The 20,268-nt window shown below is 45.4% G+C and carries 20 protein-coding genes, 1 pseudogene and 3 riboswitches; of the genes and pseudogenes, 4 read left to right on the top strand and 17 right to left on the bottom strand.

Features of this window, described 5'->3' with window-relative positions:
- Nucleotides 1-5 precede the first annotated feature (5 nt).
- The 3 genes from AC3WU2_RS04145 to AC3WU2_RS04135 all read right to left on the bottom strand — a co-directional run bounded on the left by AC3WU2_RS04145 (nucleotide 6) and on the right by AC3WU2_RS04135 (nucleotide 5,402).
- Nucleotides 6-1,766 (bottom strand): ABC transporter ATP-binding protein, encoded by a 1,761-nt coding sequence (locus AC3WU2_RS04145; RefSeq protein ID WP_492451507.1) that lies wholly within the window; start codon nucleotides 1,764-1,766, stop codon nucleotides 6-8.
- A 288-nt stretch (nucleotides 1,767-2,054) separates the two neighbouring features.
- Nucleotides 2,055-3,548, bottom strand: a complete 1,494-nt coding sequence (locus tag AC3WU2_RS04140) for a stalk domain-containing protein (protein ID WP_492451504.1) — start codon at nucleotides 3,546-3,548, stop codon at nucleotides 2,055-2,057.
- Between the two features lie 135 nt (nucleotides 3,549-3,683).
- Nucleotides 3,684-5,402, bottom strand: coding sequence for an RNA polymerase sigma factor (locus AC3WU2_RS04135; RefSeq protein ID WP_492452184.1), 1,719 nt, complete (start codon nucleotides 5,400-5,402; stop codon nucleotides 3,684-3,686).
- A 151-nt stretch (nucleotides 5,403-5,553) separates the two neighbouring features.
- A riboswitch (guanidine-I (ykkC/yxkD leader) is annotated at nucleotides 5,554-5,662 on the top strand.
- Between the two features lie 85 nt (nucleotides 5,663-5,747).
- Here AC3WU2_RS04135 and AC3WU2_RS04130 point away from each other — a divergent pair.
- Both AC3WU2_RS04130 and AC3WU2_RS04125 read left to right on the top strand, forming a co-directional pair.
- Nucleotides 5,748-6,089: a DMT family transporter gene (locus tag AC3WU2_RS04130; RefSeq protein WP_492451502.1), complete on the top strand. Its 342-nt coding sequence runs from the start codon at nucleotides 5,748-5,750 to the stop codon at nucleotides 6,087-6,089.
- A complete protein-coding gene (locus tag AC3WU2_RS04125) occupies nucleotides 6,089-6,403 on the top strand; it encodes a DMT family transporter (protein ID WP_492451500.1) in 315 nt (104 codons plus the stop codon). Before AC3WU2_RS04130 ends, AC3WU2_RS04125 begins: the two co-directional genes overlap by 1 nt.
- 41 nt (nucleotides 6,404-6,444) lie before the next feature.
- Here the strand turns inward: AC3WU2_RS04125 and AC3WU2_RS04120 are convergent, their stop codons facing one another.
- The 4 genes from AC3WU2_RS04120 to AC3WU2_RS04105 all read right to left on the bottom strand — a co-directional run bounded on the left by AC3WU2_RS04120 (nucleotide 6,445) and on the right by AC3WU2_RS04105 (nucleotide 8,381).
- A complete protein-coding gene (locus tag AC3WU2_RS04120) occupies nucleotides 6,445-6,612 on the bottom strand; it encodes a hypothetical protein (protein WP_492451498.1) in 168 nt (55 codons plus the stop codon).
- A gap of 132 nt (nucleotides 6,613-6,744) precedes the next feature.
- Nucleotides 6,745-7,596: an amidohydrolase family protein gene (locus AC3WU2_RS04115; protein WP_492451496.1), complete on the bottom strand. Its 852-nt coding sequence runs from the start codon at nucleotides 7,594-7,596 to the stop codon at nucleotides 6,745-6,747.
- Nucleotides 7,593-8,027 (bottom strand): L-fucose mutarotase, encoded by a 435-nt coding sequence (gene fucU / locus AC3WU2_RS04110; RefSeq protein ID WP_492451494.1) that lies wholly within the window; start codon nucleotides 8,025-8,027, stop codon nucleotides 7,593-7,595. The genes AC3WU2_RS04115 and fucU overlap by 4 nt, the downstream gene beginning before the upstream one ends.
- 105 nt (nucleotides 8,028-8,132) lie before the next feature.
- Nucleotides 8,133-8,381, bottom strand: coding sequence for a DUF2164 family protein (locus AC3WU2_RS04105; protein WP_018758006.1), 249 nt, complete (start codon nucleotides 8,379-8,381; stop codon nucleotides 8,133-8,135).
- 215 nt (nucleotides 8,382-8,596) lie between these two features.
- On the opposite strand from AC3WU2_RS04105, the gene bluB reads away from it, so the two are divergent.
- A complete protein-coding gene (bluB, locus tag AC3WU2_RS04100; RefSeq protein WP_379343512.1) occupies nucleotides 8,597-9,256 on the top strand; it encodes a 5,6-dimethylbenzimidazole synthase in 660 nt (219 codons plus the stop codon).
- Nucleotides 9,257-9,342: 86 nt separating this feature from the next.
- Here the strand turns inward: bluB and AC3WU2_RS04095 are convergent, their stop codons facing one another.
- The 7 genes and pseudogenes from AC3WU2_RS04095 to AC3WU2_RS04065 all read right to left on the bottom strand — a co-directional run bounded on the left by AC3WU2_RS04095 (nucleotide 9,343) and on the right by AC3WU2_RS04065 (nucleotide 16,116).
- Nucleotides 9,343-10,137: a DUF817 domain-containing protein gene (locus AC3WU2_RS04095; RefSeq protein ID WP_492451491.1), complete on the bottom strand. Its 795-nt coding sequence runs from the start codon at nucleotides 10,135-10,137 to the stop codon at nucleotides 9,343-9,345.
- Nucleotides 10,134-10,859 (bottom strand): HAD family hydrolase, encoded by a 726-nt coding sequence (locus tag AC3WU2_RS04090; RefSeq protein WP_492451489.1) that lies wholly within the window; start codon nucleotides 10,857-10,859, stop codon nucleotides 10,134-10,136. Before AC3WU2_RS04090 ends, AC3WU2_RS04095 begins: the two co-directional genes overlap by 4 nt.
- A 24-nt stretch (nucleotides 10,860-10,883) precedes the next feature.
- Entirely contained in the window at nucleotides 10,884-11,480 is a 597-nt protein-coding gene (locus AC3WU2_RS04085; protein ID WP_492451487.1) for a histidine phosphatase family protein, read from the bottom strand.
- Between the two features lie 176 nt (nucleotides 11,481-11,656).
- Nucleotides 11,657-12,928, bottom strand: coding sequence for a Gfo/Idh/MocA family protein (locus AC3WU2_RS04080; protein WP_492451485.1), 1,272 nt, complete (start codon nucleotides 12,926-12,928; stop codon nucleotides 11,657-11,659).
- A gap of 9 nt (nucleotides 12,929-12,937) precedes the next feature.
- On the bottom strand, nucleotides 12,938-14,002 hold the full coding sequence (locus tag AC3WU2_RS04075) for a LacI family DNA-binding transcriptional regulator (protein WP_492451483.1): 1,065 nt from the start codon (nucleotides 14,000-14,002) through the stop codon (nucleotides 12,938-12,940).
- 578 nt (nucleotides 14,003-14,580) lie between these two features.
- Entirely contained in the window at nucleotides 14,581-15,123 is a 543-nt protein-coding gene (locus tag AC3WU2_RS04070; protein ID WP_492451481.1) for a GrpB family protein, read from the bottom strand.
- A 15-nt stretch (nucleotides 15,124-15,138) separates the two neighbouring features.
- A pseudogene (locus AC3WU2_RS04065) lies at nucleotides 15,139-16,116 on the bottom strand (LacI family DNA-binding transcriptional regulator).
- Nucleotides 16,117-16,286: 170 nt separating this feature from the next.
- Here AC3WU2_RS04065 and AC3WU2_RS04060 point away from each other — a divergent pair.
- The gene (locus AC3WU2_RS04060; RefSeq protein WP_492451479.1) at nucleotides 16,287-17,105 is read left to right on the top strand and encodes a Cof-type HAD-IIB family hydrolase; all 819 of its coding nucleotides are present in this window, start codon (nucleotides 16,287-16,289) and stop codon (nucleotides 17,103-17,105) included.
- Between the two features lie 60 nt (nucleotides 17,106-17,165).
- Here the strand turns inward: AC3WU2_RS04060 and cls are convergent, their stop codons facing one another.
- From cls to gcvH, 3 genes are all read right to left on the bottom strand, one after another.
- Nucleotides 17,166-18,611 carry a cardiolipin synthase gene (cls, locus tag AC3WU2_RS04055; RefSeq protein WP_492451477.1) on the bottom strand — a complete coding sequence of 482 codons (1,446 nt, stop codon included), beginning with the start codon at nucleotides 18,609-18,611 and terminating at the stop codon, nucleotides 17,166-17,168.
- Nucleotides 18,612-18,659: 48 nt separating this feature from the next.
- Nucleotides 18,660-19,094: a MarR family winged helix-turn-helix transcriptional regulator gene (locus AC3WU2_RS04050; protein WP_492451475.1), complete on the bottom strand. Its 435-nt coding sequence runs from the start codon at nucleotides 19,092-19,094 to the stop codon at nucleotides 18,660-18,662.
- A gap of 285 nt (nucleotides 19,095-19,379) precedes the next feature.
- Nucleotides 19,380-19,772, bottom strand: a complete 393-nt coding sequence (gcvH, locus tag AC3WU2_RS04045; RefSeq protein WP_492451473.1) for a glycine cleavage system protein GcvH — start codon at nucleotides 19,770-19,772, stop codon at nucleotides 19,380-19,382.
- Nucleotides 19,773-19,979: 207 nt separating this feature from the next.
- A riboswitch (glycine riboswitch) is annotated at nucleotides 19,980-20,074 on the top strand.
- 3 nt (nucleotides 20,075-20,077) lie between these two features.
- Nucleotides 20,078-20,177: riboswitch (glycine riboswitch) on the top strand.
- Nucleotides 20,178-20,268: the final 91 nt, after the last annotated feature.

Below are 20,268 nucleotides of genomic sequence, written 5' to 3'. Positions count from 1 at the left end.
TTCATCTAGACATACCAAGATGCTTGCACATCGAACATCCGGCGATATTCGCCATTCAACAGCATCAATTCATCATGAGTTCCCTGTTCGACAATACGACCCTCCTGCATGACGAGAATCATATCCGCCAATTTGGCTGCGCCAAGCCGATGTGTAATTAACAACGCGGATCGACCTTCGGTTAACTGGATGAACTGCTCGAATGCAGCCCTCTCCGCTTGCGGATCTAACGCAGCAGTTGGTTCGTCGAATACAATGAAGTGGGCATCCCGTAGGATTGCACGTGCTGTAGCAATCTTCTGCCATTCGCCACCCGATGGATCAATTCCGCCAAAAGGTACACCGAGCTGCATTTCTAAATTAATAAACTTACTTCCCGCTGTCTCCAAAGAGTCTAGCAACATCACATCATGCGCCATCACTCCGACATTGCCAAGGCCGACGTTTTCCCTAACGGTCAAATGTAGTCGCGTAAAATCTTGAAACACAGCGGATATCGAAGCACTCCCAGTCACATGTTCTTTCGACCCTTCCCTCGTATTAAGCCATGTTATTTCCCCCGCATTTGGAGGATAAAGGCCAAGAATCAACTTAACTAAGGTAGATTTTCCTGAACCATTCTCACCAACCAACGCGACACGACATCCGGGAGGCACGGTAAAACTAATGCCTTGGATCGAATCAACCTCCGACTCAGGATATCGGAACCAAAGGTCCTGAACATGTAGTTGCAGGTTGCACGCTCCCTTTTCCACATGTGTATCATTTTCGCGTATACACGGATCTTCCTCGAGATCAAGATAAGCCCGGAAATCCTGCCACTTCATCGCATGCCGTTTCATCGTAGTGATTTGATTAATCAGTTCCGGCAATTGGGATAGCACCGCCGTCAATACGAGATACAGGAGTGCGAAGTCACCCGATGTCATTGGCTTCGACCCAGGTAACAGAATGACCAAAGCCATAAGAAGACCAGCAATCACTGCCAATAGCAGCTCCGGTCCGAACTTGCGGATCTCTGAAGCTCGAACAACCGCTATTCTATCCTTCGATTGCTTCTGATATAGCGCGTTCCACCTATTCATGAATAAGGACCCTAATCCGAACATTCTTACTTCTTTAGCACTGCTTCGCTCTGTCATAAGGTCAGCATAATATCGTATCATCCTCCGGCGAGATGCTTGCTCCCGCTGCAGGTGCTCAAGACTTGCTGCAGATTTACCCGATACATAAGATAATAGGATGGCAACTGCGACCACAGTAACGACGGGAATCCATTGCCCGAATTGGAGAATAATGAGCATGAGAAGGGATAATTGCAACGACAATTGGAGGATCTGAAGACCTGCATGATATATCTCATAAATAGAAACCTGTACTGCGCGTTCTCGTACATCTTTAACAGTCGCAGATTCAATGGATAGCAGCGGGAGCTTCGATGTCTTCTCTACAATCATTCGTTGTTCTTCCAACGTGCCCACCTCATTCAAGCGTGTCATGGCGAGTGGGACGGGTACCCCGAGTACGATATTGTTCACGAACATAAGGACCCCAATCCACACCGCTGCCATAAGAATGGATCCCACCTGATCTCTTGCTGTCCATGCCCCAATTTGATCTATAAAATATTGAACTAGCATAAGTTCGAGTGGCATGATCGGAATCGATAGTAGCATCGTAACCCCTAAGACAAGAACAGGACGCCGCTCATTTCGGTACAGAATCAAGAAGGCATTGCCAAAACTATCGAACATCGCATGATTCATCCACTTCAACAACCTAACATGACTAATATGTAATCACCGCCATTTCGTATGATTTCAGCGGCATAGTATAAAATATAGAAAAATTCGCTAAAAGTATAGACTTATAATAAATCCCAGTTTATACTAATATTATAGGAAACCGGGATAGGCAGGCTCTATTTGAACCCACCCAAAAATGCAAACCAGACACCGCACGGTGTTTTTTTTTATGCCATGCTACAAACAAAAAGCTTAATCCCAGCAACGCACAAGTTGCAGGATTAAGCTTCTACTGCTTTCCTATCCTATTTATTTCATTGAAATCACAATCTTGCCCGCCTCTTGATTCCATTCCACCTTGGCTCCTAGCGCTTCGCTTATGAATCGTAATGGCAGATACGCCGTACTTTGCAGGACAAAAGGTTTATTCAATAGCGTTACTTTCTCACCGTTCTTCGTTACTTCACCCGATCGAAAATCAATCCGTATGCTCACCGCTGGGTCGGCTTTCTTTTGCTCCAAGATCGAAATTTTAGTTGCCATGTCCCACCCGATTTCAGCACCAATTTTCTCGAACACCGAGCGAAGAGGTATAAAAGCCTGTCCGTTCTGAATGATTACGCCATTATTCAATTGAATGATCTCGCCGTTAAACTCTACTGACACAGGCTTCTGTACGCTCACGGGGTTGTCATGCATAAATTCGTAATCCCCGTGCCCCAGCTGCCCATTCTTATTAACACCATAACCCCACAGCGATCCCCCGTATTTCATCATAATCATATGACGCGTACTGGCTTTAATCGTCTGAACATCACTTGCAATGAGCTTCAATGGCGTATTCGCAGGTAACGATACAAGCTGATCGATCGACGTTCCATATACATTTCCACCCTCTGCCAATACAACCAACGTTCGTTCAACAATGTAGATTTCTCTTGCCTTTCCTTTCAGACCCGATAATTGGATCGCCTTTGGGTGCTGATTCAAGGTGGTGCCATCGGAATAGCCCGTATAGGTCACGCCCCAGAACCAAACACGTCCTTGCCCATCAATCGCAAGATAAGAACCGCTTTTTGATGTAATCTTCTGGATGCCGGTTAACCCTTCAACTGATGCAAATTGGAGTTCTCCCGTTCCTTTTGCGTTCGCACGATCATCTTCATTTCTGTTATTCTTGAGTTGAAGCACCGTGCCATCTGATTGAAGCACAACATTCTCCTCAACTTCCTTCACCGATCGCAGCGACTCAACTGGCACGATGGCATCAAGCTGCTCATTGCTCTGGAAAAGTCGGCCATCATCACAGACGAACAACCAGTGAAACTCACTGTCTTGGTCATAGTAGCTGCTAATATCCACGACATGATCAATTTCGCGAAGCTCTGCATAATCCGCATGCCCCGGTGTAAATCGTCCCTCTGTCTTCGACAAATAATAGACTTTCCCCGTCTGATTATAGGCTATTGATCCTCTCCAACCTGAAGCCACGGCAACGATATTGTTCAAGCCCTTCATCTGTTGAATCTGAATGCCTGATGGTGTATATTCCCAATACCATACCGATCCGTCTTTCTTCATCACCAATTGATCGGTAAAAGATTGAACAACATCGGTTAAAGCCGCAATTTGTGTCGGTACCGACTGATTATTTCCCCATACCCAGTAGGAGAGATCCGTCTTAATAAGCGATGAAGTGTCGAAATCCCGAATGTTCTGATTTAATGGCATTTCCCCTGCATATACCGGTATTGAAAATGTACAAATCGATAACAGACTTAACCATACAATCCATTTTTTCAACTGATTCAACTCCTATGATTCTCTGAAAATAGTATATTTACCAAACTATGGTTATATTATCCTATCAACCGCAAAAAGACAACCCGTCACACGGATTGCCTCTGTCGATCCTATGAATATATCCTTCCCTGCTTACTATAAAGCCTCATTCATCTGCTCTAATGTTGCTACAGCCTGCACTTCGAGAGCATGAACCGACTGTAGAATCTGTATCGAACGCTCTGCACGAGCAGGATCATTTGGTTCGCCACCCATCGGGAATGGGAACATCTGATGTAATTCTTGTAATTGCTCCGCAATTTGCGTATAAGTTGCCGCTGCTGTCCTGCTTAACTCCCGAACATGTCTGTCACTTGGCGTCTCTCCTGCCCATGTGTCGGCGACTTCATGCAAGAATGCTGCAGCATTCCGGCGCGCATCCCAGAGAAGAACGGTATTGTACGCATTCCCATTCGGTTCAATCTTCCCACCACGGAATGCATCGATCCATACCGAATAGGCGCTGAGACCTTGCACCGCATTCATGCACTGCTCTTCACGTCCTTGATAGTGATCTAGAATCATCTCTAGTGCACCCCTTAGCGCCGATCGCTCATCGAACTCATGCTGTGACTCAATCGCCAACACGAACAAATCCTCTAAAATCCCGCGGCCCAAATGTTCATAAGGGACTGCATCATCTTTACCGCATTCATGAACCGTGAGGAGTCGCTGCTCATCATCATAGCCGTAAATCATGCCGAACTCAGGAATGAACGTATCCCAGGTCATGACAGGTAGACCACGATCCAGCGAACGATGGATTAATTCTAGCGCTTCTGGCAGAGCTTGATGGATTTCCCTCTTTTCTTTTGCAGCTGAAGTCAATTGACCTGGATCAGCTAAGTTCGCATTGGGCCCCATCGCTGGCTTAATCCCTACGACCATACATGTCTCAAACCCTAAATTCCGCATCCCTTGCGCGAGGTTACGATCGAAATAAAAGCATGTAGGGCCCGCAATATGGACATCCTCCGGAATAATGTTGATCCGAAAAGCATGACCTGAATAACCCATAACCGCAGGCAGCGATACCTCCCGACCCGTAAACGTAATCATCTTGTGCATAATCGTTGCAGCGGATGTCCAGCTGTATCCTTGTTGCGTTGCTTCTGAAGGGTTTAACATTACTTTTTTCATATTGTTCCTATCCTTTCTCGATTTCACATAGTCATCAACAACGACACGAACTCTCTCTTGAATGACTTTCTTCCTGGAACGGGATAGAATCTGATACACGTTTGCATCCGTCAGGTGGAATAGTCTGGCAATCTCCTGCGCTGACAATTGATCGAAGAAATGCGATTCGAAGACGATCCGCTCTCTTGGCTTCAGACAACGAAGCATACCACTGATCATATCGAGCAGTTCCTGACGAATAAGTCGCTCTTCAGGATTCGACCGCTGATCATCAACGGGTGGGGTAGCTTTCGATAATCGATAGAGAATGTAATCAAGGTCATGCCAGTTCTCTTCTCTGGCCTCTTCATCTCCTAGCCGGACCAACCCACTAGCAACACGCTCTCTCGTTACCGAAGAGCTTCGCAGTTTCGTGTATGCTTGATTACGAACAATCCGATGCAGCCACGGCAAGAACCGCGCAGAATCCACTAGGGATCCAAGATTCAGGAAGGCACGAACCAAGGCTTCTTGCACGATATCTTCGGCAAGAAATGCTTCTTGGGTAATGGACTGTGCGTAGCCATATACCTTCGCTCGATGCCGACGCACCAGCTCACCGAACGCCTCCTGCCTCCCATTCCTTGATTCTCGAACTAGCATTTCATCTTCCATCTCATCCCATTCTACGAACATTTCATTCAAGTTAAGCACCTCGCGAGTCGTTGATCTATGGTATAGACGCTGGATAGAATGAATTTCTGACAAAACACCTAACATTTTTTTCTGCACATTTTTCCTATTGAGCTTCGCTACAAACTGTATTATACTAACAAGTAATTTCATGAGCAAAGTTTCCTAGGGTTCCGTTGTTACCACATTGGTAACAAGTCTGGTCCGAGAGGAAGCGGACGGCATTCATGCCGTTGACACGGAGGGACAAAAGCCCGGGAGTATCGATACATCGATAACTCTCGGGCTTTTTCGGTTTGTTTCGGTCATTTTGCTTCATAATAACAATCAGAGATAGGAGTGATTCAAATGAATCATTGGCTAAAAGTGGTCTGCGGCGCCGTATTTGAAGTCATGTGGGTCATTGGGCTCAAGCATGCTTCAACACCCTTGGCATGGATCGGTACCATTATCGCAATCTATATCAGCTTCCATGTCATCATCGTCGCTTCACGCAGTCTACCTGTAGGAACCGTGTATGCTGTATTCGTGGGGTTAGGAACCGCAGGAACCGTCGCTTCCGAGATGCTGTTCTTCGGTGAACCTTTCAACCTCGCGAAGCTGCTGCTCGTCCTCTTGTTACTGCTTGGTGTCGTTGGACTGAAGCTCGTAACTGGAAATCATGACCAAGCTGAAGGGAGTGAAGGATAATGGCTTGGATCTTACTCATCTTGGCTGGTTTATGTGAAACGCTCGGTGTCGTCATGATTAATATTGTGAATCGGGATAAGAACTGGAAATCTGTCGTTTACCTGATCCTGTCTTTCGGTGCCAGCTTCGCATTATTAACCATTGCAATGCGCTCTATTCCAATGGGCACGGCCTATGCGATCTGGACAGGAATTGGGGCTTCCGGGGGAGCGCTTATGGGTATGTTCTTGTTCCATGAATCTAAAGATTGGCGACGCATCTTATGTATCTTCATTATCCTCGGATCGGTCGTCGGTCTCAAAGCCATCTCATAACAATAGGGAACAGGGATCCAAGGATCCTGTTCCCTATTTTCCTATTGGACCCATACTCCGATTACAGAAGCCTGCGTGAATTTTCCATTTATTTGTGATGATGCAGCAGATGAGGCGGCTTTAGCTTCAACTGTTGATAATCCTGCCCCCGCCGTTAATGCAAATGATAACATCACTAATGTACATATCCGAATCGTTGTTGATTTCATAATTGTCTTCTCCTCACTTGTTCCCTTAGAATTAACTCCATTATGGGATCAAAATGTGATGAGACTATTTTTCTTTATCAACGGGATGTCATCATATCATGAAGTAATTGCAAATGATCTATAACCCTATTATTATGCCTGTGAAATTAACCGATAAAAGTCAGCCGCATTGCGACCAAATAACTTCTCGCGATCTTCTGAACTCACTTGTGAATCCATCGCCTGTTCAAGCACACCAACAACCTCATCATAGCTTGCTGCGAGCAGACATACAGGCCAGTCACTACCGAACATGATACGGTTATAACCGAATAGGTCGATTGCATGACGTATATAAGGGATAATCTGTTCCGAGCTCCAGTGCTGACGATCCGCTTCAGTCACCATGCCCGACAATTTGCAATAAATGCCTGGATTCGATGCAATCTCCGCCATTTGTGATCTCCATGGCTCGAATACTTGCGCTGCAATTTGCGGCTTTGCAATATGGTCGATCACGGCATGCAAATGAGGCACTCGCTTCAGCAGCTCCACGACTGAATGCAGTTGATTCGACGTGCATAGCAGATCAACAGGCACTCCTGTATCTGCAAGAGCTGTAATCGCTTGCACCATCCCGGGTTCAAGAACCTCGTTGCTATCCTTCATCTCTTGAATCATGATCCGAATGCCTACGAATTTGGGATGTGCACGAAATCGTTCTAATTGCTGCATATAATCTGGTGCATGAAGATCAAGCCACCCAACAACCCCGAGAATACTAGGATGCTGTACAGCCAATCCCAACATAAAGTCCGTCTCCGCGATACTCTCTGCCGCTTGAACAACAATCGAGCCGTTAATTTGATGCTCCTTAAGCAGTGCTTCAAGATCTGTAGGAAGATAGTCTCGATAAAGTGTCGGTAGTTCCGGTGTTAACCAACCATAATCATCTCTTTGAATCGACCAGTAATGCTGATGCGCATCAATTCGAATGGCTGTCATGAGGATGCGATAACCCCTTTCTTCAAGATGATATTCGCATACAGCGCACGCTCACCTGTTGCGACGACCGCGTAGCATTTCTTCGCTTCTTCGTAGAATGCGAACCGTTCAATCATCTCGAACGATACGTCTTGTCCTTCATGACGTTGCACAATCGCACGATATTCATCCCAAATCGGGGTCTCCACGTTATCTCCCGGAACAAGATCCATGAGCGCAACCGGATGTTCAACATATGTATCTAACGGCATAAGCTGGAGAATCGCATCTAACAATTGTGGTATGCCATGTCCATCTGCACGAATGAGGCGCGCAGCATGACTTGCGGATGGGAAATTGCCATCAGCGAGTACGATTGTATCTCCATGCCCCATCTCCATTAAGATTTTTAGTAATTCCGGCGAAATGATTGATGAAATCCCTTTCAACATGTCGGTCACCCTTTTTCCTTAATCTAGTAATGCTTTTATTATAACGTACAGATCATGGCATGGTATTATGATTTTTGATCTAAATATGTTTATTTTTGATGTATACTAACGAATCGGTTGTTCTAAAGCATAGCACTCATCTTCGATTTGCGACATCTTCTGCATCAACAGGTTTCTCGCATCTGCTACCCCTTTGTTGTATAGATGAGGTGCTAGCTCCTTAAGCATAAAATCAACGATCGATTCCGCAGCAATGTTTCCTAACGTTTCAGAACGCTCTTCCTCAAAAAACAACTGAACATTGCGAATAATCATCTCTTTTTGCTCTCTGGGCATTTTAACAGGTAAGGACATCTTCATTCTCCTTTTTAACTAATAGTTAATATCATTAACAAACTACCAAAACCCCTGACACGACTGTGTTCGTCAAAAAAACATATTTTTATTTAATCTCGTTAATTAACTCTTATTCTTTTTATTTAACCACTACACCGTGCCATTTGTGATCCTATCGGTCATACGTTAGAATTGAGATACGCATCCTACAATTCAATAATGGAGGTTGATCCATGGAACACTTAACCGAAGAAGAGAAGCAAGGTGTCTATAAAGCGATCTTCAAACGCAGGGATATACGATCATTTCTACCCGATCCCCTCCCTTCAGCTGCGCTAGAACGCATTCTAGAGAGTGCGCATCATGCTCCTTCCGTTGGCTTTATGCAGCCGTGGAATTTCATCATGATTGAGCAGCAGAAGACGAAGGATGATCTCGCATACATCGTCGATAAGGAACGCCGAGCGCTTGCCATTCATTATGAAGATACAGACCGTGATCTAAAATTCCTTGCACTTAAAATTGCTGGCATTCAGGAAGCACCTCTGACCATCTGCGTAACCTGTGATCCATCACGAGCAGGTGATCATGTCCTCGGACGAAACTCCATTCCTGAGACCGATATGATGTCCGTGAGCTGCGCGATTCAGAATATGTGGCTTGCTGCTTACGCCGAAGGAATCGCGATGGGCTGGGTCAGCTTTTATAAGAAACCGGATGTCCGCCGCATTCTCGGTATTCCACCACATATCGATCCTGTAGCTCTGCTATCCCTAGGATATACGGATTCTTACCCAGATCGCCCTTTGCTCGAAATTCACGATTGGGAGCGACGTCGTGCAATGAATGAACTAATCTATCAAGACCAATGGGGAACGCCAAGAACGACGTAACGATCATGATCAGTATATGAATTAGAGCCGCATAACAGCGAGAGCCGCCAGCTCCGATGCGATGTGGTTCTTTGCTTTGCCAACATCTATGCACGAGGAACTTCCTCTCTTTTCATACCTCGTGATTGCATCTTGATCTGTTTCAAATAAGCAACGATGATGATGCTTATGATGATTAGTAAGAACCATGAGCTTAATTTCCCGAGATGTACCCAGGTCCACTTTGTCATCTGATCCGGATACTTCCACGCACCGAGCAAGGTTGAAATATTCTCCGCAATCCAGATGAAGAACGCAATGAGGAAAAAGGACAAGATAAGTGGCATCTGATAGCGAACTTGACCCACCGTATAATAAACTTTTGTCCGCCAGAAGGCAATGAATAACAAAACAATCCATATCCATCGTAGATCCATCATGAAATGATGCGTAAAAAAGTTCACATAAATGCCTACCCCAATGGTTACAGCTATCACCTGCCGCGGCCATGCGACCAAGTACAAATCGAACCGTCTCCAAGCTTGGCAAATATAACTCGCTACGCTAGCGTACATAAACCCACTATAGAGCGGTACACCACCAACCTTAGACCACGCTTCTCCGGGATATGCCCAAGATCCCATATGAACCTTGTACAATTCAAGTGCGAGACCAATCAAATGGAATAACATGATCACTTTCAGCTCGTCCATCGTCTCGAACTTGAACTTCACCATGGCAATCTGCGCGACGATGCAGACCAGCAGAATCAAGTCATAACGATGGATGTAGGGTAGCGAGATGAACTTCGTAATGCCTAACGTTAAGAATATAATAACAGGAAATATACAGCAGAGTGCTTGATTCCATCCGAATAACCATAGTTGTCGTAACCTGCTCATTGGTGCCCTGTCGTGCCACGTACGGCCAAGAACTTCGCTACGCCATAGAAGTCATCGAATTGATGCTCAGCCCTCGGATCCTTCTCACGAACCAGGATCGAAGGAATCCCTGCCTGTCGTGCGCCGAATACATCCGCATCGATGTTATCACCGATCATCCATACTTCATGAGGCGTTCCAGCCTTCTTCATCGCAATATGGAATATTTCGGGATTCGGCTTCTCATAGCCAACCTCTGCCGAGTTCACAATCTCAGATATCACGTTTTGAAGCCCTAAGTGGGCTGCAATCGTGCGTAATTCTGGAACATGATTGGATACAATCATATGCGACCAACCTTGTTGAGATAACGATTGAAGCACGGGCAGTGTATCGGGGTACAATTCCCACATCGGTAGATCCACATATTTGATCCGCGCGGTAGCGGATAGTCGATTGGCTATATCATTTGAGAAACCGAGATCCTCATAAATTTGCTTAAAGATCGATTCTATGTGCGCCCACCACAATGCTGGGGTGTTCAGATGGATATGAGGTTTCTCCGGCTCTTGCCAAGGAAATCCTTGCCCTAACCGCGGCAAAATATCGTCACGATTTACGTCATGCTGCAAGTGATGTTCAACCAATGCTTCCCATATCGAGGCGCTCCATGCTTTACCTTTCAGACCATCCATCCGGCCCCCTAGTGTGCCGTCGAAGTCCCAGAACAAAACCTTTTTCATCTCTGCACCTCCTGGTTGCGATTTTCATGATATATTCACCAAATGTTTCGTACAATTATACAATTCACATTGCCATACCTCTGCATCTCGGATCAACGTTGTAAGTGATGTGTTGTTTAAGTGAGGTCGGTTCGGATCATTCGGCATCAATTGGTTCAGCATGTAGCTTAGAAAGGTACCATGACTAACGAGCAAAATTCGCTTGGCCGGATGCTGGCTCACCATATCCTCAATGCATTGGAGTCCTCGTCTTACACTTTGTTCTTCGGTCTCTAATCCGAGTGTTGTCACAGAATCATACCAATCCTCACCCCATTTGGAGACGCGCTCCTCCTCCGTCGTTCCATCGAGCAATCCGCCAGACACTTCACGAAGACGCGCATCGAAGTGAATTTCCTTCATGCCGAGTGCATCTGAGATGATCTGTGCGGTCATGGCAGCACGTGACAGATCACTGGTGTAGATTAGATCCCATGCCCCTTCATCCTCTCGCAATCTGGCCGCGAGCGCTTCTGCTTGCCTGACCCCCTCTGGCGCTAATGCTATATCCGAATGACCTTGAAATCGGCCTTCTTGATTCCAAGGGGTAACACCATGTCGAATTAAGCCAAGTCTGTTCATTCGATTTCCCTCCCCCATGAACAATAAAAAGGAAAGCTTCTCAGCTTTCCTATTCTATCACAACCTATTTTTATATTTTATCAAAACATGGAAAACTCATTCAACCCTACCCGTACATCTTATTGCTTCGTACCGGTGAGAGCGATCCCTTGATGGAATATACATGAGGTTACGTTCTAGACTGCGCCTTCCGGAATGAAGCTTCTGTAATAAGCATCAATCTCAATCGCTTTGCCGTTATTCAATCTTGATTCTTCCGCAGCGAACGCCATCAAGTGACTGCGTACTGATGCCGATGCCGAAGTAAGACCTTCACCGCCGACATACTCACGGACTTCTTTCAGGAATGTTCTCACAATACCTTCGTCGCCTCCGCCATGTCCGAATGTGCCCGGATTGACTTTGATCGTCTGCTGCTCTTTCGTCAAGAAATCATAAATCGTGAACGAGTTATTCTCCATATCGCCACGAATTTCGCCTTTGGTACCCATAATCTGAACGGTCCGTGTCTGATTATGTGTGAACCCACACATGCTGAAGGTTGCTGTCGCACCATCCGCGAATTCCATGGACGCTACTTGGTGATCCACGACATTATTGTCGCTATGGTATACACATCGACCGTAGCTATTGGTCTGAAGCGCTTCCAAAATGCCTTCGCGGCTGTTGTCTAACGTGAACTTGCGTGCCCATCCTTTGCCTTCACCGAGGTAATAACGTGCAGCATGATAAGGACAAGTAAGTTCCGCAGGACAACCATCAAGACAACGAAGCGGTGCACCCTCTGGTGCATTCTTCTCATTGAAGTGCATCAGTGATCCGTAAGAACTAATTCGCATACACGGCTGATTCATAAGCCATGAGAGCACATCCATGTCATGACAGGATTTCTGGAGAATCATCGGACTCGACACATCCGAATTGTTCCAATTGCCTCGAACGAAGCTATGAGACATATGCATATGCTCGACATTTTCATTCAGTTGAATCGAAGCAATTTGACCGATTCGTCCTTCGTCAAGAAAGCGTTTGATTGTGGACCAATAACTCGTGTAACGAAGCACATGTCCAATGATTAGAAGTCTGTTGTTACGTTTCGCTGCAAGCTCCATCTCGATACATTCACGTGGTTCTGGCGACATTGGCTTTTCCAACAGAACATGATAACCGAGATCGAGTGCCTTTAAAGTAGGTTCATAATGCATGCGGTCCATGGTACAAATGATCATGACATCCGCCATTTTCGGCTTATTCAGGACATCCTTCCAATCAGTAAATGCCATCGATTCTGGGATGCCATGATCTTGCATAAAACTCACTCTACGTTCTTCATTCGGCTCGGCTACAGCGATAATCTGCAGTTCGTGTGGAAAATTGATGGCATATGGACCATAGGCTCTAGCTCCTCGATCTCCTGCACCTAATAGGATTGCTGTAATTTTGTTCATACGTGTACACTACCTTTCGATAAGAATTTGGCTATGAATAGAGGATTCTCTTATCATCAGTTCAAAGGGTAATACCATTCTAAAGGGCATCGGATACGCTCCGTCCATCCAATCTAGAAGCGTCTTCGTTGCGGCCAGCCCCATCTCGTATTTCGGAATATGTACAGATGAGAGTGCTGGAGATGTATATTTAGCAAAATCGATATTATCAAGACCAATAAATGCAATATCTTCAGGGATACTCAAACCTACTTCTGTAACCGCTCTCATCGCTGAAATCGCCATCATGTCGCTCGCACAGAACATAGCAGTAGGCAGATGATCCGGATGCTCGTGAAGCAAATTTTTCATGCATGCATAGCTGAGATCGACATCCCATTCCGAGTTCATGATCCAATCTGGATTTACCGGAAGACCGGCACGCTCTAAAGCTTCGCGATATCCTCGGAATCTTTTCTCCCTCGTCATGTCTCCTGTTAGCCCCACGCCACCGATAAAACCAATCTGCTCGTGACCTTGTTCAATCAGATGTTGGGTCGCAGCCTTCGCCGCGATCACACGATCATATGCAATCACGGGTACCGTCGGATCGGAGATATCAATCCCAACACTGTATGGAACAACTTCTTTTAACCTCTGATAGAGCGATTTCTCGACACCTTCGACGAAAATCAAGCCATCCGGCTTCCCATCACCTTCTAATTGAAGATTCTTCAGATCTTCGCGAATCTCATCTTCCGTTCGAATAAAATGCAGCACACAACCCAGGCTTTTCAATTTATCTTCAATGCCAGCCAGAATGGGCGAGAAATACGGATGGTTATACTTATTGTTCGGAAGTGAAAGAATACATCCAATTCTTCGCGGTTGTGATTCTGGTTCGACTTGATTCATTTTTTTCTGCATCAAGCGTCTTGGTGTTTCATTCGGTTTATAGTTCAAACCTTTCACAGCTTCCCATACTCTGTTCTTCGTATCCGCGCTGATATGCTTACTCGTGTCGTTATTGATGACGCGAGATACCGTGGAAATTGATACCCCAACCATTTGGGCAATATCCTTCAAAGACGGCATGTTCCACCTCCCATACACCTTCTATATCCTCTTAGAGTCTCTACCTTCTCCAAATTTGGGTGATTTACATTAAATATAAGGGGCATTTTGGGAGGTGTCAACGAATATTTTTGGGTATATTTGGGCCCAATTTCTTTATTGTTGGTTTTTATTTGTCAAGATGTTTTCGGATGCGTACCGCTTTCGCAATAGTTAGATATGTGGTATGGATGGTTAGAGAATAACGGAAGTAGATACCGCAAACGTATGGATGATGCGAGGACGCAGGACAATCATGTGCAAACACGTATTTTTATTCCACGCGAAACAGCTATCTCCACTTTTTTCGTTGTTATCTACTTTCACCATTATAACAGAACATAAGTTCGTATTTAAGATCGTTAAAAAAGCCGAGCCCTTGGGCTCGACCTTCTCATCATTATCATATCTCCTACCGCAATATCATCTCGAATTCAATTTCATGCTTCACAGTAATATCATCTCGAATTCAATTTCATGCTTCACAGTAATATCGTCCCCATCTTGTACCGCAATATAGTAAGAGAGCTGACCAAATCGATGGACCTGTTCATGCAAAACTAAGCGTCCGATTTCTCTGGCTTCCAACCAACAGCCATACTCCAGATATGGGCCTCCCTGAGGATCGCCCAGACCACATCTTCCTTCCCGCGAACGTAGGATTCGCGATCATCGCGATATAGCTCCGCGAGGTGATTTTTTACTTGTCCATATGTATGACATGCTTCGGGATGTCTTCTTAAATAATCACGAAATAATAAATTCAATTGCTCAGACCAGCTGCCTGCTTGACGAACATGAATATGGGTTCTTGGCTTTCCCGGCACCTCACGGAAATAACGTTTGCTAAGGTCGTCATTATCTGCACGGTAACGATAACCTACACGTTCCAGAATTGTCTGATATGTTTCCATTTCACTCAAGTTTGGAACAGATATTTGAATATCAATAATCGGTTTCGCTACTAACCCGACCACAGAAGTCGAACCCACGTGATCAATTCGCCATACGTTATCACCTAGTGCACTTCGCAAAGCACTTCCCAGCTCCAGGAATTGAATCTTCCATTCGGGTCGGTATACCACGACTTCAATGGGCTCCATTTTACCCCTCCTTCCTCAGACCGTCGACCGCTCGATTAGCCGATACGTCAACTCTTTTCGCGTTGAAGGCAACGACTTATCATTCATCCGTTCGAATAAAATTTCGAAGGCATTTTTCCCAACGTCATACATCGATAGTTCGATTGTCGTAATGCCAAGCACCTCCGCAATGGGGTGATTATCCGATCCAATCACTGCTAAATCCTCAGGGACACGAATGCCGTGCTTTCTAGCTTCTGCGACGATCGCAGCAGCGGGATGATCTCCACTCCCGAGGATCGCCGTCGGTCGGTTCTTCATGGCTAAGAGCCTGCGAACCACTTCAACCCCGCGTTCAAAATCGAATATGCGCTCGAATTGCCATTCTGCGTAAGGCTCCTCGCCAATCGCTTGAAGCGCATCCATATAAGCCCGCTTTCGGTTCATATTAATGTAGCTATCTCCGCGACCGATGAAATATCCAATTTCCCGATGCCCTTTAGCAATCAAATAATCCATCCCCAGCTTGAAGCTGCCGTAATGATCGATATAGACGGATGAAACCGCACGATCCCCTGCATTTTCACAGGCAATAATCGGGCCATAGACCGTATAAGGTTCAATTTCATCCCATGTCATCGTTTTCGAACAGAAAACAATGCCGTCAACTTGCTTCATACGAAGCATATCAAGCACCTTCTGTTCTTCTTCTGCACGATAATCCGTCTGACATAGGATTAGCTTGTAATTACACGCTAAGGAAGCATTGGCGATCCCATCAGTAATCCCCCCAAAATAGGGGTGATTCACATACGGCAAGACGACGGCGATCATCGATGTCTTCCCTTACACGAGATGGACCGCATTCATATTCTGCGAATAATTGAGCTTCTCCACCGCTTCAAGGACAGCGGCGCGTTTGTCTTCTCGCACATAAGGATGCTGATTCAGTACACGTGATACCGTTGCAATCGATACACCCGCTAATTTTGCGATTTCCTTAATATTGGCCATGAAACACGTTCACCACCTTTTCTGAAAAAAGACTCTTGACCTGAAAAGCTTTTCATATTTTATCATGAAGTTGTAACATCAAGTACAGTCATCAAATGCGGTCAGCGTTACCTTCATTGGGCGTCATGGCCGCACCCTTTCTTTTATCATCATAGAGGAGGAATGTTACCATGGGAAGACCTATCGTATTCTTCGATATTGACGGTACATTACTGAATGAAAATAAAGAAATTCTAGCATCAACTCGAATTGCCATTCATGAGCTTCAGCAACAAGGCGTATATACAGCCATTGCAACCGGAAGAACTCCAATCTTGTTCGAAGAAATTCGGCAGTCGCTGGGAATCGATTCTTATGTTGCAATGAACGGGCAGTATGTCGTCTTCGAAGGACAAGTTATTTACGACAATCCCATTCCGCAAGAAGAGCTTGTCAAGCTTCAGATCGAAATGCAGCGCAATAATCACCCGTATGCCCATGTGAGTCATGACGATTTCAAATCGAGTGTTGCGAACCATCCTTACCTTCGCGATTCTTTTGGTGACACAAAAATCGTCTATCCGGAGGTTGATCCGACCTTCCATCTGCGTGCTCCGATCTACCAAGCGATTGTATTCTGTGAAGAAGATGAGCGCAGCCATTACATCGACCGTTTCCCCCATTTCACATTTTTGCCTTGGCATACGTATGCGTTAGATATTCTTCCCAAAGGCTGCTCCAAAGCCATTGGTATTACCAAAATGTTAGAACACGGCAACTTTGAACTTGAAGACAGCTATGCATTCGGTGACAATAACAACGATCTTGAGATGCTCTCACTTGTTGGAACGGGGGTCGCCATGGGCAATGCACTCCCGGAGACCAAGGCAGCGGCAGACATGATCACAACATCATGCGATGAAGACGGCATCTATTATGGGCTGGTGAAGCTCGGTCTAATCGCACCTGTCCTACAAAAACAAGAAGAAACGTCTTTGTCGCCCCAATAGGTCGATAAAGCGTTTCTCCTGAAATCTAGAACCATATTCGATTCAATCATCGCAGATGCATTATAGGATTGGGGAAATGAGTCGCGTCACCGATTCTCCAATCTTATGCCTGCGTGGCCGCCCTTCGTACATTTCGCGAGTCAAACGGATGGAATCCTCCATATCCTCTTCGAAAATAGCATGCAGCTTGGAAGGCGCCTCTCCCCCATATAGAAACGCGTTCACCTCAAAGTTCAGCTTAAAGCTGCGGATATCCATGTTCGCTGTACCCACGGTAGCAACTTTGCCATCAGCGACCATCGTCTTGGCATGTAAGAACCCTTTCTGATACAGGTAACACTTTGCCCCGATTTTAAGCAGTTCTCCTAAGTAAGAGTACGTTGCCAGATGGACGATTTTATGATCCGGTACAGCCGGTATCATAATCCGAACATCCACCCCAGACAAAATGGCCATCCGAAGTGCATTCTGCATCGTCTCATCCGGCACAAAATACGGTGATTGCAGATACAACGTTTCTTTCGCGGAATTAATGAGTTTGATACATGCATTCTTGATCTGTTCTTGGGTACTATTTGGCCCGCTGGATACAATCTGCATCGCATTAAGACCCGAACGCTCCACAGGGACGAAATACTGCTCCATCTCTGTTAGACGCTGTGTCGAGGCCAGATCCCAGTCCATAATAAATTGTGCTTGCATCTGAAACACACTGCTTCCATTCACCTTCAAATGGGTATCTCGCCAGTAGCCGTAACGGGAATCTAGACCGAGATATTCATCCCCCACGTTAAATCCGCCAATAAATCCGATCGTCCCATCGATAATGGCCAGCTTCCTATGATTCCGATAGTTCAATCGAAAATTCACGTAAGGTATCCGAGACGGGAAAAAGGCAGCGACTTGTCCGCCCGCTTCAATAAGCGGTTTGAAGAAATCCTTCGACAAGCCTGCACTCCCAATATCATCATACAAAAATCGAACATGAACATGCTCGCGTGCTTTCAGCGTTAGTGCGTCCAACAGTCGGCGCCCGAGATGATCGTCCCGAACGATATAATACATCACATGCACATGATGCTCCGCCTGCAGAATCGATTCGATAAGCGCATCAAACTTCTCATGACCATCCGTATAAATCGTGATATCGTTATCTTGCGTAAGGATCGATTTGGCCGCCGACAAATTCATGTAGATCATATCCTGGTATTCCGTGATGGATGTATCGTGGAACTTAACCTGACCCTCTCTGAAAAGCTGTTGTTGTGCTCGAACCATATGATTCATATTTTCATGCTGTTCTTTGGGAATCTTATAGATTTTACGTTTGCTAATGTTCTGACCGAACATGAGATATAGTATAAATCCAATCCCTGGGAGAAATAACAGGACCATTAGCCACGCCCATGTATTTCCGACATTACGTCTCTCAATGAAGATGACCGCGATCGCCAGGACCATGTTCAATATTGAGAGTATTGAAAAACTCGAGCTCCATATATTCAAACTGTCTGGCCCGCCCTTCTAATCCATTTGATTTTCATGATACAAGTTCTATTCTTTATCCTGATTCGTGAACTTCGAGGTGATCTTCTCAAATGTCTCGACGAGCGTGACCAATTCAGCTTTCGTGAGGTCTTGCACTAAAGGTTCAAGCGCTTGATCACGTAGCTTTCCTGTTGATTTCAGAATTTCACGTCCTTTGTCCGTGAGCTGCACGAGTACAATACGACGGTCATTCGGATCGGATTGGCGTGCGACATAGCCGCTTTTCTCCAGTCGATCGATCATGACTGTAATCGAGCTTGGCTTCACTTCCAGACATTCAGCGAGCTGTGATAGTTTGCACAATCCTAGTTTGTACAAACGAAATAGCATCATGATTTGAGGCGGCGTAATCCCAGCGGGAAGCTTCTCCATCACTTCACTATTCAATTTCTTGTGTACGAGATCCATTGCTTTCTGAAATCTTTCTAGATATGACTCCATAGTTCCTCCCCAAAAACCCTTATCAAAATTATTTTTGATCTTCAACAATTAGATAATCTAAAATTATCATGTTCATGATGAAGTGTCAATGAAGATAAGCACCATCGCAAATTATCGGATACATCACTCAGTGTCGTCTTATTCCATACACGGTATACTCAGGAGTCGGTTGAATCCCCCGTTATATTTCAATATACGAGAGACATGGCAAAAAAGAGCTGTCCGCCGCATACTCACCGCGAATCAACTCTTTTTACTTAGAAATATTCAATATTCACTATACCATTAGTCCTTAGTCAGCTCTGTATAAGCATCTGCCGTTAACAAATGTTGAACCGCATCTTCCGCCGTACCGTCAACCTCCACCTCAACAAGCCATCCACCTGCATAAGGCTCATTGTTCACGAGTTCTGGCTCTGTCTCCAATTGCGAGTTGACGCGAGTTACTTTTCCTGTAACAGGGCAGTACAATTCCGAGACCGTCTTTACCGATTCGATCGATCCCATGCTGTCTCCTGCTGTCACTTCATAGCCGACTTCAGGAAATTCAATGAATACAATATCCCCCAGCTGATGCTGCGCATGATCGGAAATGCCAATTCGGATCGTATTCTCCGAGATCACTTCAGCCCATTCATGCTCTTCACTGTACCGCAAGTTTGGTTTTACTTCACTCATCTGAACGCCTCTTTTCTCGAAATGTCACTGTATCGGATTGCATATTGTTTGCTTGTCTTAGCTCCGGAGGTCTAATTCCCTATTAGCGTAGAACAACGAGAACAAGACTGTCAATATCCGGCATTAAATTATTTTCATTACCAAAAAATTGATTGACAAGGTAGTGAACGGTCGAGTATTAATGGAGTAATGGAATAATAATAGCGGATGATGGTAACGGGAGAGATTACCGAACCTAGGTAACGCCGAAGGAGTAAGCCTGCATAGGTGAATCTCTCAGGCAAAAGGACCTTTACCGGACGCACCTCTGGAGAGTATTCGAGACTTCTAGCCGATCGAATCACCCAAGGGGAAACTTATGGGAGAACCAGCCCATAAGGTAACTCTCAGGTACAAAGGACAGAGCGAAGGAAATGGGATGCGTAGCGGCATCTATCGTTTCTTTTGCCTGTCTTTTTTTGTTGTTATCGCGTGCGATCTACACAATCCAATCAGA

The sequence above is a fragment of the Paenibacillus sp. EB106-05-06-XG162 genome, from assembly GCF_058791655.1.
Note: the sequence above shows the minus strand (reverse complement) of the source record. Positions and strands in the feature narration are given on the sequence as shown.